Origin of the sequence: Pantoea sp. SO10 (genome assembly GCF_005281435.1) — a bacterium.
GTDB lineage: Bacteria > Pseudomonadota > Gammaproteobacteria > Enterobacterales > Enterobacteriaceae > Pantoea > Pantoea leporis.
In genome coordinates this window covers 1,362,721-1,378,142 of sequence record NZ_CP040095.1, presented here as the reverse complement: position 1 = coordinate 1,378,142, position 15,422 = coordinate 1,362,721, and the positions used below count along the sequence as shown (strand labels likewise).

Here is a 15,422-nt window from a genome sequence, read left to right as displayed (position 1 = left end):
TGATGAGCGAAACTTTGACTCAGGCTGTAGCCCGTGAAATCCGTGCGCCGCGCGGTAATGAATTGCACTGCGCCAACTGGTTGATTGAAGCGGCTTACCGCATGATCCAGAACAACCTCGATCCTGACGTGGCAGAACGCCCGGAAGATCTGGTGGTGTACGGCGGCATCGGTAAAGCCGCGCGTAACTGGGAGTGCTTTGAGCAGATCCTGCGTTCGCTGCGCGCCCTGCAGCCGGAAGAGACGCTGCTCATCCAGTCCGGTAAACCGGTGGGCGTGTTCCGTACGCATGCCGATGCGCCGCGCGTGCTGCTGGCTAACTCGAATCTGGTGCCGCATTGGGCCAATTGGGATCACTTCCACGAGCTGGATCAAAAAGGCCTGATGATGTACGGCCAGATGACCGCCGGTTCGTGGATCTACATCGGTGCGCAGGGCATCGTGCAAGGTACCTTCGAAACCTTCGCTGAAGCGGGTCGTCAGCATTACGACAGCGATCTCAGCGGCCGCTGGATCCTCACCGCCGGTTTGGGCGGCATGGGCGGCGCACAACCGCTGGCGGGTGTGTTGGCCGGTGCCAGCGTGCTGGCGATTGAGTGCCAGGAATCTCGTATCGATTTCCGTATCCGCACCCGCTACGTCGACCACAAAGCCTATACGCTGGACGAAGCACTGGCGCTGATTGATCAGGCCAACAAAGAGAAGCGTGCCATTTCTGTTGGTCTGCTGGGCAACGCCGCTGAAATCGTGCCGGAGCTGGTGAAACGTGCCAAAGCGGGCGGCATGAAGCCGGACATCGTCACCGATCAGACCTCAGCACACGATCCGATTAACGGTTATCTGCCGGTCGGCTGGGATCTGGCGCGCTGGGAAGCCGAGCGTGTCAGCAACCCGAAAGCGGTGGAGAAAGCCGCGCGCGCCTCAATGGCGGTACATGTGCAGGCGATGCTGGATTTCCATCACATGGGCGTCCCGACCGTGGATTACGGCAATAACATCCGTCAGGTGGCGCTGGATGAGGGCGTGAAAAACGCCTTCGATTTCCCGGGTTTTGTGCCGGCCTATATTCGTCCGCTGTTCTGCGAAGGCAAAGGCCCGTTCCGCTGGGTGGCGCTGTCAGGTGATGCGGAAGATATCTACAAAACCGATGCCAAGCTGAAAGAGCTGTTCCCGGATCACCAGAATCTGCACCGCTGGCTCGACATGGCGCAGGAGCGTATCGCCTTCCAGGGCTTACCGGCGCGTATCTGCTGGCTGGGTCTCGGCGAGCGCCACAAAGCGGCGCTGGCGTTCAACGAAATGGTGCGTAACGGCGAGCTGAAAGCGCCGATCGTCATCGGTCGCGACCATCTGGATTGCGGTTCCGTGGCGTCACCGAACCGTGAAACCGAAGCGATGAAAGACGGCTCGGATGCGGTATCCGATTGGCCGCTGCTCAATGCCCTGCTGAACACCGCAGGCGGCGCGACCTGGGTGAGTCTGCATCATGGCGGCGGCGTCGGCATGGGCTTTTCACAGCACTCCGGCGTGGTGATTGTGTGTGACGGCAGCAAAGAAGCCGATGCGCGTCTGGGCCGCGTGCTGTGGAACGATCCGGCCACCGGCGTAATGCGTCACGCGGATGCCGGTTACGAATTAGCGCAAAGCTGCGCGCAGGAGCACGGTCTCAACCTGCCGATGCAGAAATAACGTCCAACCCGCCACGCCGATCAATCCCCTCTCCCGCCTGCGGGAGAGGGTTAAGGTGAGGGACAGCGCGCACCTTTCAACATTGTGCAACATTACCCTCATCCCAGCCTTCTCCCGCAAGCGGGAGAAGGCGCTTACCAGCCCGTTTTCTATATTCCATTCCGCTATACCCTATAGCCAAATTATTCCGTTCCGCGATAGACGCCGCCATACGCTTGCCACTACAGTAAATACATTATTTTGCAGCTCACGCTGCTAATGGAGAGCCTTACCTTATGAGCCTGCCTGCTGCACTGCTGGAAAACGCCCTCAACTGGCGTCGTCAGTTACATCAACATCCTGAGCTGGGTTACCAGGAGCAGCAGACCAGCGAGCTCGTCGCACAGGTCCTCACCGAGGCCGGATTACAGGTGTTTCGTGGCTTAGCGGGCACCGGCGTAATCGGCACCTTAGAGAACGGTCCCGGACCGGTTATTGGTCTGCGCGCCGATATGGATGCGCTGCCGATCACCGAAAAAGGCGCGCCGCAGTGGAAGTCGCAAACAGCCGGCGTTATGCATGCCTGCGGTCACGATGGTCACACTTCGATTCTGCTGGCAGCGGCTTGTCAGCTGGCGATTACGCGCAACTTCAGCGGTACTATTCATTTCATCTTCCAGCCCGCCGAAGAGAATCTCGGTGGCGCGCGCAAAATGGTGGAAGAAGGCCTGTTCCAGCGCTTCCCGATGGATGCGGTTTACGCCATGCACAACTGGCCGGGCATGCCGGTGGGCACGCTGGCGGTGAATCCGGATGCGATGATGGCGTCACTCGACTCGTTCGAAATTACGCTGCACGGTAAAAGCTGCCATGCGGCGATGCCGGAAAGCGGGGCCGATCCCATGGTGGTTGCTGCCGAGCTGATTCTGGCGCTGCAAACCATTCCGTCGCGTCGTCTGTCGCCACTGGCTTCGGCGGTGGTGAGCGTGACGCAGATTCACGGCGGCGAAGCGATTAACGTCATTCCTGAGCAGATTGTGTTGCGCGGCACGGTGCGATGTTTGCAGACCGACGTGCGTAATCGCGTGCGCGGTCTGATTGAGGATTTTGTCACGACGTTGCCGCGCCCGTTTGGCGTCAGCGGCGAGATTCACTGGTATCCCGGTTATCCGGTCACCGCCAATCATGCGGAGCAAGCCGAACAGGTGCGTGCCGTGGCGGTTGAGGTGCTTGGCGAGGCGCAGGTTCACTGGCAGGTGAACCCTTCAATGGCTTCGGAAGATTTTGCCTGCATGCTGCAAGCCTGCCCCGGCGCCTATTTCTGGCTGGGTGCCGATGGCGCGACGCCATCCGCACCGCTGCATAACGCTAATTACGATTTTAATGATGAGCTGCTGCCGATTGGTATTACCTTCTGGCAGCAGTTGGTAGAGCGCGTGCTGGCGAAAGCGTGATGGCGGTCGCCAGGAATGGCGGATGCTTGCTCGTGCCGTCGCGGCGCAATTTATTACGCAATAGCGGGATGGCGACATTGCCGCCATTGAACAGCGCGATTAATCGCGCCGCTACAGCTTGTGTGCGCTGTAAATGAGGCGCTTAATTCAATGGCTTTATTCTTCACATCCCCGCCAACTGTAACTTCACTTCTGCATCCGCCAGGCTAGCCGATTCACCGGTCGCCATCAAACAACACGCCAGCTGCAAACGCAGCGCCTGCGGCACCGCGCGTTCCCCGGCTAATACCTGATTGATCCACGCGGCGGTGTCCTGTGCGCTTTTGCTTTCCGGCAGTTCCACACTGACTTCCGGCTGGCGCTCAACCCACACTTCCGCTTCTGCACCCGCGCCACGAATGTAGTTAATCGCCGGGCAGCGCTGCGGATTGGCATACACCTCGCCTTCGGTACCGTTGAGCAGAATCGCCGGTGCATCGATATCCTGGAAGAATTTCCCCACGCGCGGCACATATTCCGGATGCGAGACGCTGGCCAGGCGCAGCGCAGCACGTTCGGCAAACGGCGTCGCCAGTTTCGCCAGCGTATGTGCGCTGTTACGCACGCCCATGCGCCAGCGCAGCGACAGCTGCTGCGCCATTGGCGCACACAGATGGTCGATGGTGATAAACGCCAGCTCGCCGTTATCCAGTTTCGCCTGCGCCTGTGCGGCGGAGGTGACAGGCGCGATGTCCAGCGCCGCCAGCACCGCTTCGGTGGTGATGCGCGTGGGATCGTCACTGACGCCGTGCAGCAGCACCGGGAAGCCCAGCTTCACCAGCAGCAGCGCCAGCAGCGGCGTCAGATTGCCCTGACGACGCGCGCCGTTGTAGCTGGGAATGACAATCGGCATGGGACGATGAGCGGGTGCCTGCAACTGCATCATCTGCTGCTGCATCGCGTGATAAAAACCGCGCATCTCCTCTTCGCCTTCGCCCTTGATGCGCAGCGCAATCAGCACGCCACCCAGCTCCAGCTCCGGCACGTCACCGGCCAGCATCGCGCTGTAGAGCGCCTGCGCGGTGGCGAAATCGATATCGCGCGCGTGATTTTTACCGCGCCCAATCTCTTTAATAATTTTATTCAGTTCCATCAGGCATTCCCGCTTCCAGGGCGCGCCGTCGTGCGGCTGCCAAAAATTGATCGTTAGATTTTCTTACTGCGACGTTTTTTCGTCTTGTCACTGCTGGCTTCCGGCATCGGCGGTTGCTCAATCGGGAACACCGGTAGCGCGGCCAGCAGTCGGCTGCCATAGGCTTTGTTGAGCAGGCGGCGATCGTAAATCACAATTTCGCCAAAGCAGCTGTGGCTGCGAATCAAGCGTCCTACCTGTTGAATCAAGGTAAAGGAGGCGCTCGGCAAGCTCTGCACTTCGAACGGATAGCGTTTCAGGCTCTTCAGCCATTCGCCCTCGGTCAAAATTACCGGACTGTCCACCGGTGGAAAAGCGATTTTATGGATATGCACCTGCGACAGCAGATCGCCTTTCAAATCCAGCCCTTCGGCGAACGATTGCAGCCCGACCAGAATACTGATTTTACCGGCTTCGACGCGTTCCCGATGCAACGCCACCAGGCGCGAACGCGGTTGATCGCCCTGCACCAGCATCGACAGGCGCAGATCAGGAATATGTGCGACAAACTGCTGCATCGCGCGGCCGCTGGCGAACAGCACCAGCACCCCTTTGTGCTTCTCTTCGGCGATCTGCTGGCGGAAGAAGCGCGCCATCTCGGCGATGTGCTCCGCTTCCTGCGCCATCTGCGGCTCAAACTGCATCTGCGGAATCACCAGCTTGCCCTGGTCGATATGGTTAAACGGTGAATCCAGCGCCACAAAGCGGTCGCCGGCTTTCTCACTCAGGCCGGACATCTCCTGCAAACGGTTGAAGCTGTTGAGCGAGCGCAAAGTGGCCGAGGTCACCACCACATGCGGGATTTTGCGCCACAGGATTTTTTCCAGCTGATCGCTCACGCGAATGCCCGCGCAGTGGAACAGCAGATGCGCCTGGCCTTCACGGATCTCACGCGTAATCCACTTCGACACCGGCGCATTGGAAGCTTTCTCCATCGCCGCCAGCCGCCACAATTTGCTAATCGACTCGAACCAGCCGAAGTGGCGATTGAGCTGAATGATAGCTTTATGCAGCCGCATAATATCGGCTTTCCCGGTCTGCTCGCCCAACTCGTTGAGCAGGCCTTCGCTTAAGCCGCGCAGCGCGTCACTCAGCTTGAACAGCCGCGCGCACAGGCTCAGCAGCTCTTCCGGCAATTCACCCAGTACAAAGCGGAACTCGCCCGGCTGATTATGGCCCGGCAGCAGCGGATTGAGCGCATCGCACAGGATCTGCAGCAGCTCGCGCATTTCATCGCAGTGACCTTTCAGGCGCTCCGGGTTGGTGAGCGGCGGCGGCGATTTTGGGCGGAACTGCGCCATGATGGTTTCCACCAGCCGCACAAACAGATCGAGCTGCAAACTGCTCCAGCCGGGCGTGATCTCCGCGCTCATCTCCAGCGCATCGCGCGCCACTTCCGGCAGATGATGGCCTTCGTCCAGCACCAGCATCAGGTTTTTCGCCGGTGGCAGCACCGATTCATTCTCCATCGCCGCCATCACCAACGCATGGTTGGCGACCACCACATCCGCCTGCTCAATTTCGCGACGCGCGACAAAGAACGGGCATTCACGATACCAGCGGCAGTGATGGCCAAGGCAGTTGGCTTTGTCGGTGGAGAGGCGTTGCCACAAGCTGTCCTCGATGTTGACATCGGTGTGATCGCGCAAGCCATCCCAGCGGTAGCTACTGAGCTGCTTCTCTAGCTTGGCGCAGAATTTCTGCTCCTCTTTCGAGCCGGTGACCGCCTCTTCATCCAGATAGAGCAGCAAATCGCCCTGCTGATCTTCGGTCGCCGCCAGCGCCGCAAGGTTGCGCGGACAAACATAGCGTCCACGGCCAAAGGCGGCGGTAAAGGTGAGATCGGGGATGATTTTCTTCAGCAGCGGCAGATCCTTGCTGAAGATCTGGTCCTGCAACGCCACGTTGGCGGTGCTGATCACCAGCCGCTTCTCCTCGGCGCGGCTCACCGCAATGCCGGGAATCAAATAAGAGAGAGTTTTGCCGACGCCGGTGGGCGCTTCTATCGCCAGATGACGACCTTCGTCACCGGCCAGACTTTTCGCCACTTCGGCAATCATCTGGCGCTGCGGCGCGCGCGGGATAAAGTCAGGAACCTGCTGCTGCAGCGCCTTATACCATTGCGCAATCTGGCTTTTTATCGCTGCTGTCAGGGCCATTTTCGTTACTGTTTGCTGAATTGGCCTGTATTTTTACACAGTATTGGCGCAGCGTCAGCTTTCGCTGATATTTTTTCGCGCTGGATTCAGAATTTCACGCATCGCGCGGATTAAGGTTTCACGCGCGCGCCCACGGCGGAACGCAAAAGAGAAAGGCGCGCGGAAGTGGAAATGGTGCGGCAGCAGGCGGCGCAGCGTGCCCTGCAGTTCCCCGCTGCGCGCGTAGTGTTCGGGCAAATAGCCAATGAAGCGGCCAGAGAGAATCAGCGTCAGCTGCGCTTCGATGCTCTCCACTGAAGCGTTGCTCTGGCGGAAGCCGCGCTTGTTCAGCTCCTGCTGATTCCAGTAACGCCGCGTCACCATGCCGGTCTGCTGCACGGTGCGCACATCCGGATGGCCCTCAGCCAGCGGATGTTGCGGGCTGCAATAGAGCCAATGCTGTTCTTCGTAAAGCGGAATAGTCACCAGATTGCTGGCGCGCAGCGGAAAGTGCCCAATCGCCAAATCGAGCCGATCCTCCAGCAACTGCTGCTGCAACTCATTGGGATCGCGCACGCTCAGATTAAAGAACACCGCCGGAAAGCGCTGGTTAAAGCGGGCGATAGCGGCAGGCAGATCCAGCGTGCTATCGGTGACGGTGGCGTCCACCACGCCAAGCGAGAAAGTGCCGCCCTGCGCGCTTTTCAGCGTCTCAACCTGCTCCTGCCAACCCGCCAGCGTCGCCAGCATCTCCTGACAGTAGCGATAAAACTGCTCGCCTTTGCTGGTCAGGGTAAAGCCGCCGCGCCCGCGCTGACAGAGGATAAAACCGAGCTGGCTCTCGAGCTCGCTCATGTAGGCGCTGATGGCCGGCGTGGTCATGTTCAGCGCCTGCTGCGCGCGCGAATAGCCCTGATTTTCCACCACGCTGGCGAACACCTGCAGCAGTTTAAGATTGGGAAGCGTCTGCACCGATTTTCCTTCAGAGATTGCTGACTAAAGTTAAGTAATCTCTGAAGTGATTATCGGCTGTCAAGGATTTTTCCGGCGCGCGGGCTGGGTAATGATGGGTTTTACCTGACTGAAGGAGTGCGTGATGACCGATTTCCCCCAGCCGCAAGGCGGCAACGAAATGCCCCGTTTCGCCGGACGCGGCACCATGATGCGTTTACCCGCCGCTGAATCACCAGCCGATTTGGATGTGGCGTTCGTCGGCATTCCGCTGGATATCGGCACCTCGCAGCGCAGCGGTACGCGCTATGGCCCACGCGCCATCCGCGCCGATTCAGTCATGATCCGACCCTACAACATGGCCACCGGCGCCGCGCCCTTTGATTCGCTGCGCGTCGGCGATCTCGGTGATGTGCCGATCAACACTTACAGCCTGCTGAAATCAGTCGATATCATTGAAAACTATTATACCGAGCTGAATAACTGGCCGATTATCCCGTTAACGCTGGGCGGCGATCACACGCTGACGCTGCCGATTTTGCGCGCGCTGGCGAAGAAGCATGGGCCGATGGGGCTGATTCACATTGATGCCCACACCGACACCAACGACGAGATGTTTGGCGAGAAGATCGCGCATGGCACCACGTTCCGCCGCGCGGTGGAAGAGGGCCTGCTCGACTGCCAGCGCGTGGTGCAAATCGGGCAACGTGCGCAAGGTTACGCCGCCGATGATTTTCAGTGGGGCGTCGATCAGGGCTTCCATCTGGTGCCCGCCGAACAGTGCTGGTATCGCTCCATGACGCCGCTGATGGCCGAGGTGCGCGCGCGTATCGGCGACGGCCCGGTGTATCTCTCTTACGACATCGACAGCTTCGATCCCGCGTGGGCACCCGGCACCGGCACGCCGGAAGTGGGCGGTTTGACCTCGATGCAAGGGCTGGAGATCGTGCGCGGCTGCCGTGGACTCAATCTGGTGGGCGGCGATCTGGTGGAAGTCTCGCCGCCGTACGACATCAGCGGTATGACCTCGCAGCTGGCGGCCAATATCCTTTATGAGATGCTGTGCGTGTTGCCCGGCGTCCGTTACACAGAGAACAAGTGATGACACAACAGAATCTGGTTTTCCCGGCGCGCGTGCTGCGCGGTGCGGGCGTGATCAACCAATTAGGCGCGATCTGCGCCGGACTGGGACAGCGTGCGCTGCTGATTGGCGGCCATCAGGCGTTGCAGGCAGTAGAAGCGCAGGTTCGCGCGCAGCTGCTGGCGGCCAACGTCACGCTGTTAGCTCAAGAGTGGTTTGGCGGTGAAACCTCGATCAATCAGATCAATCGTCTGGCGGCGATGGCCAGCGAGCTGCACGCCGAGGTGCTGATTGGCGTGGGCGGCGGTAAATCGCTGGATACGGTGAAAGCGGTAGGCGCACAGATTGGCGTGCCGGTGATCACGCTGCCAACCATCGCCGCCACATGTTCCGCGGTGACGCCGCTGAGTATTCGCTATGACGATAACGGCAATTTCTTCGACATCTTCCCGCTACCGCAGGCACCGGCGGCGGTGATCATTGACAGCGAGCTGCTGGCTAAAGCGCCCGCCCGCTGGCTGGCCGCCGGGCTGGGCGATACGCTGGCGAAGTGGTACGAGTTCCGCGCGGTCAGTGCACGTCATCCGGCACGCGAGGGCAATGCGCTCTCGTCACTGGCGCACAGCCAGATCTGTTATGACGTAATTGGTGAACATGGACCGGCAGCCTATGCCGCAGTGCTGCGTGGTGAGAGCAGCGCGTCGCTCGATCAGGTGCTGGATGCGATCTTCACCTGGGCGGGATTAACCTCGCTAATGAGCAACGGCGCACACGCGGCGGCTTCGCACGCGATTTATGAAGGCTTTACCTTCTGCGATAAAACCCGCGAGTTTGGGCACGGCTTGCTGGTCGGCTTCGGCAACCTCTGTTTGCTGGCGCTGGAGAACCGCACCGATGAGGAAGTGCTGGATGAGATGCGCCTGGCGCGCGATTGCGGCGTGCCGCTGACGCTGAGCGAGATTGCCGAGCTGGATGAAAGTGAGCTGGCGCTGATTGTGCGCGAATCAGTGCATGCGCCGGATATGGAGAACATGGCCGAAACGGTGACCGAAGCGCGCTTGCTGGCAGCGATGGCGCGGATTGAGGGGTTAGCGGGCAGGGTTTAGTTTGTGCTCGCTGTGGTTTGAATGTGCACGCTGTGGTTTGAATGTGCTCGCTGTCCCCCTCCTCGGTCCTCCCCCATAAATGGGGGAGGAAGATGCTGCCATATGTTCGTTCTGAAGCTGCATGTGGCAGCGTCTCCTTCCCCCATTTATGGGGGAAGGCCGGGATGGGGGACAGCGTGCACCTACCGAGGATGGGGACAGCGTGCACCTACCGAGGAGGGGGACAGCGTGCACCGACCAACGGGACAGCGAGCACACACCAAAAGGGGAAAATCACCCAATCCCCAACAACCCCACCACTTCCCGCACATCCGCCACTTCATCCAGCTCCAGACACACCGCCTCGAGCTGTTCGACCTGCTCCAGCGGCAATACGCGCGCGGCCAAACTGCGGTATTTCGCCAGCAAGGCATCCAGCGTGAGCGGATTGGTCGGTGCGCCTGACGGCACCGGCACATGCTGCTGCCACTGCGCGCCCTGCCCGGTTTCCAGCCGCACCCACGGCTCGTCGTCGCGGCTCTGCTGCTCATCGATCACCAGCTCAATACGCGCCAGCAACGCTTCCACATCGGGATGCAGGCGTTTGGCGTCGTCATAACTGGCCAGCTCCGCCGAGCCGTACAGTGCGCGCGCCGCCAGCGCATACGGCAGGCTCATCTGCGCCGCCGCCAGGCTGTGTAACTCGCGTCCGCCGCACATCTCCAGCAGGAACGGATTAACGCCCACCACGATGCGCGCGATTTGCTCTACCCGCACATCATGCTGTTGCAGCAGGATTCCCAGCGCATCAATCGCCGCGTGGGTGCCACGGCACGAAGCGTAGGGTTTGATTGAGCAGCGCGCCAGTTTCCACACCTCGCCGAGATCGGCCGTCAACGCCTGCGGCTGCTGGGTTTCAGCCGCTAAGGTTTGCAGGAAGCCGCCCCAGCGCGGTTCAAACACCGCTGAAGGGCCGCTGATACCGCGTTGTGCCAGCAGCGCAGCCTGTACGCCGCCTTCAGCTGCGCGCGCGGCATGCAGTTTCTTGGTGTGCGATCCGTCGTGAATAAAGCCCCACAAACCGCCGCTGAAGCTGGCGGCAACGCCCAGCGCAGACGCACACTGTGCACGGTCGAGCTGCAGCAGCGAACAGACCGCCGCCGCCGCACCAAACACGCCGCAGCTGGCGGTAGAGTGCCAGCCTGCGCCGTTGTGCGCCGAGTAACCGCCGCAGGCTTCTAACACGCGGCGGCCGACGTCATAGCCGATCACCATCGCCACCAGCAGCGCTTGCCCGTCCACCGGCTGTGTCGCCAGCGGCAAAGCCGCCAGCAGCGCCGGGATCACCACCGCACCGGAGTGATCGCAGCCGCCGGTATCGTCGAGTTCATACATGTGCGCCGCCACGCCGTTCAGCCACGCCGCCTGTCGCGGATTGGCCTGCTGCGCGCTGCCCCAAATCTGCGCCTGTTCGCGGCCACCTTCGGCCTGCACCAGCGCCAGACACTCGCGCCAGATCGGGCTGTCGCAGCCCGCCAGCGAAGCACCGAGCGTATCGAGCAGATGGCGTTTCGCCTGCTCCACCAGCGGTTCAGGCAGTTGTGCAAAACGCGTCCCGGCGATAAAGGCCGCCAGTTGATCAAGCGAGTTCGCCATGCGCACCTCCAGTGATGCGGGTAAACACCTCCGCCGGATGGCAGAAATCGTTATCCGGCTGCGTCTGCCAGTGCGCCGCCGCCTGCTCAGCGGTGGCGATCCACACATTGTGCTGTTGCAGCATGTCGAGCAGCGCCCGCAATAAACCAATGCGTCCGGCGGTGCCGATGATTTCCGGATGCAGGCGCAGCAAGTAGCACAGGCCAAAGCGGTGAAAGCCGTGGAAATCCTGCGTCATATTCGCCAGGGTTTCGCCATACGGCGCGATGCGCGATTGTCCCGGCGGAATAGCCGGGCTGAGGTTAAAGGCGAAGTACGGCTCATCTTCCAGCGTGTAGTGCATCGGCAATTCCACCAGGCGCGTACCGGGATGGAAATACGGCAAATCATCGCCGCGCCAGCTCGATGACCATTGAATGCCGCGTGCGATCAACGCCTGCGCCAGCCCCGGTTTCCACTGCCCGGCGGGCGTGCGGAAGCCGATAATTTTGCGCCCAGTGATGTGCGTCAGTTTGTCGCAGCCGCGCGTCACGCTGGCAATTTGTTGCTCCAGCGTGAGCAGCGAGAAATCTTCATGGGTATAACCGCTGCAGGCGATTTCATGGCCGTCGGCCACGATGCGCTGTACCAATCCCGGCTGCTCTTCGGCAACAATCGCGGGCATACACCAGCTGGCTTTGAGCTGCTTTTCTGCCAGCAGTGCCAGCAGGCGATCGACGCCGCGCAGCGTGCCGTAGCGCCACACCGACAGCGTTTTATCGCGCCCCGCCACCGCCGGTGCCTGAGTGAGAATGCCGTGAATATCGTTGAAATCGATGGTGAGGATCGCCGCCGACTGGAAACCCAGCGGCCAGCGTGAAGGTTCAGTCATGCTGTTGCTCCTGCAAATACCACTGCGCCACCGCGTCGCAGCGCGCAAACCAAACGTCATCGCGCGCCGTCATATGTGCAAACAGCTGTTCCAGCAGCAGCAAGCGTCCCGGCTGGCCAGAGATTTTCGGGTGGAACAGCGTGGTGAGGCACAAGCCTTCATCCATCGCGCCATCGAACTCGCGCTGCCAGTTATCACGCGTGTGCGCATAGCTGGCGATGCGGTCGCCGCCTTTGGGGAAGTCGGGCTGGCGCGTGTAGGCCAGCGAGGCGTAATCATCCATCTCCCACTTACCGGGGATCTCCACCAGCGGCGTATGGCCCGCCACCGGAATGCTGTAGGGGCGATCGTCGCCGCGCATGCTGCTGGAGTAGATCACGCCCGCGTCGCGCAGGATTTGTGGCGTTTCCGCATGCCAGTCGCCCGACGGCGTACGAAAACCGCAGGCGGTGATGCCCAGATGCTGGTGAAAGACTTCAGCGGATTTCGCCATGACTGCGCGCTGTTCATCCGGTGAAATCGCCCAAAAGGATTCGTGGCGATAGCCGTGATAGGCCACTTCGTGGCCCTGTTCGATAATCGCCTGACACTGCTGCGGCCACTGCTCCACCACCCACCCCGGCACAAAGAAGGTGGCGGGAAGGTGGAAGGCGCGCAGCAGGTCAAGCAGACGCCCGAGCGCGCGGTACGGCCCGTAAGCCCCAAAGGTAAAATACTCTGGCGTTGACCACAGGCTGCCATTCAGCATGGCATCGCCGGTGGGACCGTCGAGGTCAAACGCCAGCGCCATACAGCCGCGTTTACCCTGCGGCCAGCGCACTGCGCCCGGTTGTTGCATCTGCGCGCTCCTTAGCCCTGGTTGACGGTCGCCTTCGCCACGCCGTTGTCTGCCAGACCCCATTTGCCGAGGATTTTCTGGTAAGAGCCATCAGCAATCATCGCGTCGATAGCCGCCTGAATCGCGGTGGTCAGCTCGCCCGCATCTTTACCAATCGCCATGCCGGTGTACTGGAAGGAGAAGGCTTTATCCAGCGCCTTATATTTGCCCTTTTCCAGATCCATGATGTACGGCAGCGTTTCACTGCCCTGCACCACGCCATCCAGACGGTTCTGACGCAGTTGGGTGCGCGCATCGGCGGTGCCTTCAGCACCTACCACAATGATCGCCGGCTTACCGGCCGCTTCACAGTGCGCTTTTGACCAGTTGGCAATCTCCTGCGGGAAAGTGGTGCGACGGCTGGTACCGACTTTCTTACCGCACAGATCCATCGCGCTGTTGATGTCGCTGCGCGCGGATTGGGTGTAGAACTGCGGGCCGGTTTTGAAGTAATCGATAAAGTTCACCACCTGCTGACGCTCTTTGGTGTCCGTCATGCCGGACATCACCAGATCGACGCGCCTGGTCACCACCGCGTTCACCATCTGTTCGAAGGCGATCTCCTGCCAGTTGATCTTCACGCCGAGTTTTTCACCAATCGCCTGGCCGAGGTCGTAATCCACGCCGGTCAGCTGGTTGGTCGCCGGATCTTTAAAATCCATTGGCGGATAGTTCGGCATGATCGCTACCGTCAGCCCTTTCTCTTTGATCGCCGCGGGTACGGCGATGTCTGCCCAGGCAGAGGATTGCAGCAATACGGCGGCACTGATGGCACTCAATAACAGCTTTTTCATATTCACCCCGGTAATGTTTAAAGAAGAATCGCGTTAATAAAGTTTTTCATCCGTGGATTTTGCGGGTTCAGCAGAATGTCTTCCGGTGCGCCCTGCTCGATAATCCGTCCCTCGTCCATAAACACCACCTGATTGGCCACCTCACGGGCAAAGCCCATTTCGTGCGTGACCACCAGCATGGTGGTGCCCTCTTTTGCCAGCTGACGCATCACCGCCAGCACTTCGCCCACCATCTCCGGATCCAGCGCCGAGGTGGGTTCGTCAAACAGCATCAGTTTGGGTTTCATCGCCAGCGCACGAGCAATCGCCACGCGCTGCTGCTGACCGCCGGAGAGCGACTGCGGATAGTCGTGCGCTTTGTGCGCCAGACCAACGCGATCGAGCAGCGCCATCGCCTCTTCGCTGGCTTCGCGCCTTGGGCGCAGCAGCACGCGACACGGCCCTTCGATGATGTTCTCCAGCGCAGTTTTGTGTGGGAACAGGTTAAAGCGCTGGAACACCATGCCGGTTTGCAGGCGCTGGCGCGCAATCTGCTTGTCGCTTAGCGCATGCAGTTTGTTACCGGCGATGCGATAGCCCGCCAGCTCGTTGTCAACCCAAATCCCGCCTTTATCGACCTTTTCCAGCTGGTTAATGCAGCGCAAAAAGGTGCTTTTGCCGGAACCGGATGGGCCGAGGATGCACATCACCTCGCCGTAGTTCACTTCGAGGCTGACATCCTTCAGGGCGTGGAACTGGTCGAAATATTTGTTCACCTTAACGGCGCGCACGATGTTTCTCATGTTGGGCTCCTGTTTACTGACGCTGACGATGGCCGCGTGAGAAATAACGTTCCAGTCGGCTCTGTCCAAACGACAACACCGTGACCACAATCAGGTACCAAATGCCTGCCACGAACAGTAGTTCCATGACGCGCGCGTTGGCGAAGTAGATGGTTTGCGTGTTGTAGAGCAGTTCGGAGTACTGAATCATGCTGGCGAGGCTGGTGGTTTTGATCATGCTGATAAATTCGTTGCCGACCGGCGGCAGAATCACGCGCATCGCCTGCGGCAGAATGATGCGCTGCAGCGCCTGCAGACGCGGCATGCCGATGGCTTTCGCCGCTTCGTATTGCCCGGTATCCACCGACAGCAGGCCCGCGCGCACCACTTCCGAGGTGTACGCGCCCTGATTGATGCTCAAACCGAGCAGCGCGGCGAGGAACGGCGTCATGATGGTGACGGTTTGCACGCTGAACACGCCGGGAATGCTGATAGTGGGAAACACCAGCGCGAGGTTGAACCACAGCAGCAGCTGCAGAATCAGCGGCGTACCGCGAAAAATCCACGCGTAGCCCACGGCGATGTAGTGCAGCACCGGATTCGGCGACATGTACATGATGGCGGTGATGACGCCAAACAGCACGCCGAGCCCCATCGCCAGCACCGACATGATCAGCGTGTTGACCACGCCGTTGAGAATCGCCTGGGCGGTAAAGAACTGGCCGACAAACGACCATTCGATATTGCCGTGCGCAAAGGCGTTTACCAGCAGCGCCAGCAGCAGCAGAATCACCGCCGACGCGGTGATACGGCCGTAGTAACGGCGCGGCACCACCTGGTAACGATCGAGATCGTAATGCGTCTGCTCGCGGCTGTTGTTCAAACCCGGCTCAATCGGCGTTGATTGCGACATAAG

The 15,422-nt window shown here is 60.3% G+C and carries 13 protein-coding genes; 4 read left to right on the top strand and 9 right to left on the bottom strand.

Going from position 1 to position 15,422, the window contains the following annotated elements; genetic code table 11:
* Positions 1–2 precede the first annotated feature (2 nt).
* Both hutU and FCN45_RS06360 read left to right on the top strand, forming a co-directional pair.
* The gene (gene hutU / locus FCN45_RS06365) at positions 3–1,688 is read left to right on the top strand and encodes a urocanate hydratase (RefSeq protein ID WP_110865798.1); all 1,686 of its coding nucleotides are present in this window, start codon (positions 3–5) and stop codon (positions 1,686–1,688) included.
* Between the two features lie 275 nt (positions 1,689–1,963).
* Complete coding sequence (locus FCN45_RS06360; protein ID WP_137385441.1) at positions 1,964–3,121, top strand: M20 aminoacylase family protein; 1,158 nt, start codon at positions 1,964–1,966, stop codon at positions 3,119–3,121.
* A 163-nt stretch (positions 3,122–3,284) separates the two neighbouring features.
* Here FCN45_RS06360 and ybiB read toward each other — a convergent pair whose 3' ends face one another.
* Genes ybiB through FCN45_RS06345 form a run of 3 tightly spaced genes read right to left on the bottom strand, consistent with a single transcriptional unit; the run spans position 3,285 to position 7,402 of the window.
* Positions 3,285–4,253, bottom strand: a complete 969-nt coding sequence (gene ybiB, locus FCN45_RS06355; RefSeq protein ID WP_101763132.1) for a DNA-binding protein YbiB — start codon at positions 4,251–4,253, stop codon at positions 3,285–3,287.
* Positions 4,254–4,306: 53 nt separating this feature from the next.
* On the bottom strand, positions 4,307–6,451 hold the full coding sequence (gene dinG, locus FCN45_RS06350; protein WP_101763133.1) for an ATP-dependent DNA helicase DinG: 2,145 nt from the start codon (positions 6,449–6,451) through the stop codon (positions 4,307–4,309).
* A gap of 54 nt (positions 6,452–6,505) precedes the next feature.
* Complete coding sequence (locus FCN45_RS06345; protein ID WP_137385440.1) at positions 6,506–7,402, bottom strand: LysR family transcriptional regulator; 897 nt, start codon at positions 7,400–7,402, stop codon at positions 6,506–6,508.
* A 124-nt stretch (positions 7,403–7,526) separates the two neighbouring features.
* On the opposite strand from FCN45_RS06345, the gene speB reads away from it, so the two are divergent.
* Positions 7,527–8,483 carry an agmatinase gene (gene speB / locus FCN45_RS06340; RefSeq protein ID WP_101763135.1) on the top strand — a complete coding sequence of 319 codons (957 nt, stop codon included), beginning with the start codon at positions 7,527–7,529 and terminating at the stop codon, positions 8,481–8,483.
* Complete coding sequence (locus FCN45_RS06335) at positions 8,483–9,568, top strand: iron-containing alcohol dehydrogenase family protein (RefSeq protein WP_137385439.1); 1,086 nt, start codon at positions 8,483–8,485, stop codon at positions 9,566–9,568. Before speB ends, FCN45_RS06335 begins: the two co-directional genes overlap by 1 nt.
* Positions 9,569–9,841: 273 nt before the next feature.
* Here the strand turns inward: FCN45_RS06335 and FCN45_RS06325 are convergent, their stop codons facing one another.
* From FCN45_RS06325 to FCN45_RS06300, 6 genes are read right to left on the bottom strand one after another with little or no spacing between them, the layout of a single operon-like run.
* Positions 9,842–11,203: an MmgE/PrpD family protein gene (locus FCN45_RS06325; RefSeq protein WP_137385438.1), complete on the bottom strand. Its 1,362-nt coding sequence runs from the start codon at positions 11,201–11,203 to the stop codon at positions 9,842–9,844.
* Positions 11,187–12,074, bottom strand: coding sequence for a polysaccharide deacetylase (locus tag FCN45_RS06320; RefSeq protein ID WP_137385437.1), 888 nt, complete (start codon positions 12,072–12,074; stop codon positions 11,187–11,189). Before FCN45_RS06320 ends, FCN45_RS06325 begins: the two co-directional genes overlap by 17 nt.
* Complete coding sequence (locus FCN45_RS06315) at positions 12,067–12,912, bottom strand: polysaccharide deacetylase (protein WP_137385436.1); 846 nt, start codon at positions 12,910–12,912, stop codon at positions 12,067–12,069. Before FCN45_RS06315 ends, FCN45_RS06320 begins: the two co-directional genes overlap by 8 nt.
* Positions 12,913–12,923: 11 nt before the next feature.
* A complete protein-coding gene (locus tag FCN45_RS06310; protein WP_137385435.1) occupies positions 12,924–13,745 on the bottom strand; it encodes an ABC transporter substrate-binding protein in 822 nt (273 codons plus the stop codon).
* A 17-nt stretch (positions 13,746–13,762) separates the two neighbouring features.
* A complete protein-coding gene (locus FCN45_RS06305) occupies positions 13,763–14,527 on the bottom strand; it encodes an amino acid ABC transporter ATP-binding protein (protein WP_008102604.1) in 765 nt (254 codons plus the stop codon).
* Between the two features lie 13 nt (positions 14,528–14,540).
* Positions 14,541–15,419, bottom strand: coding sequence for an amino acid ABC transporter permease (locus tag FCN45_RS06300; RefSeq protein WP_101763141.1), 879 nt, complete (start codon positions 15,417–15,419; stop codon positions 14,541–14,543).
* Between the last annotated feature and the right edge of the window lie 3 nt (positions 15,420–15,422).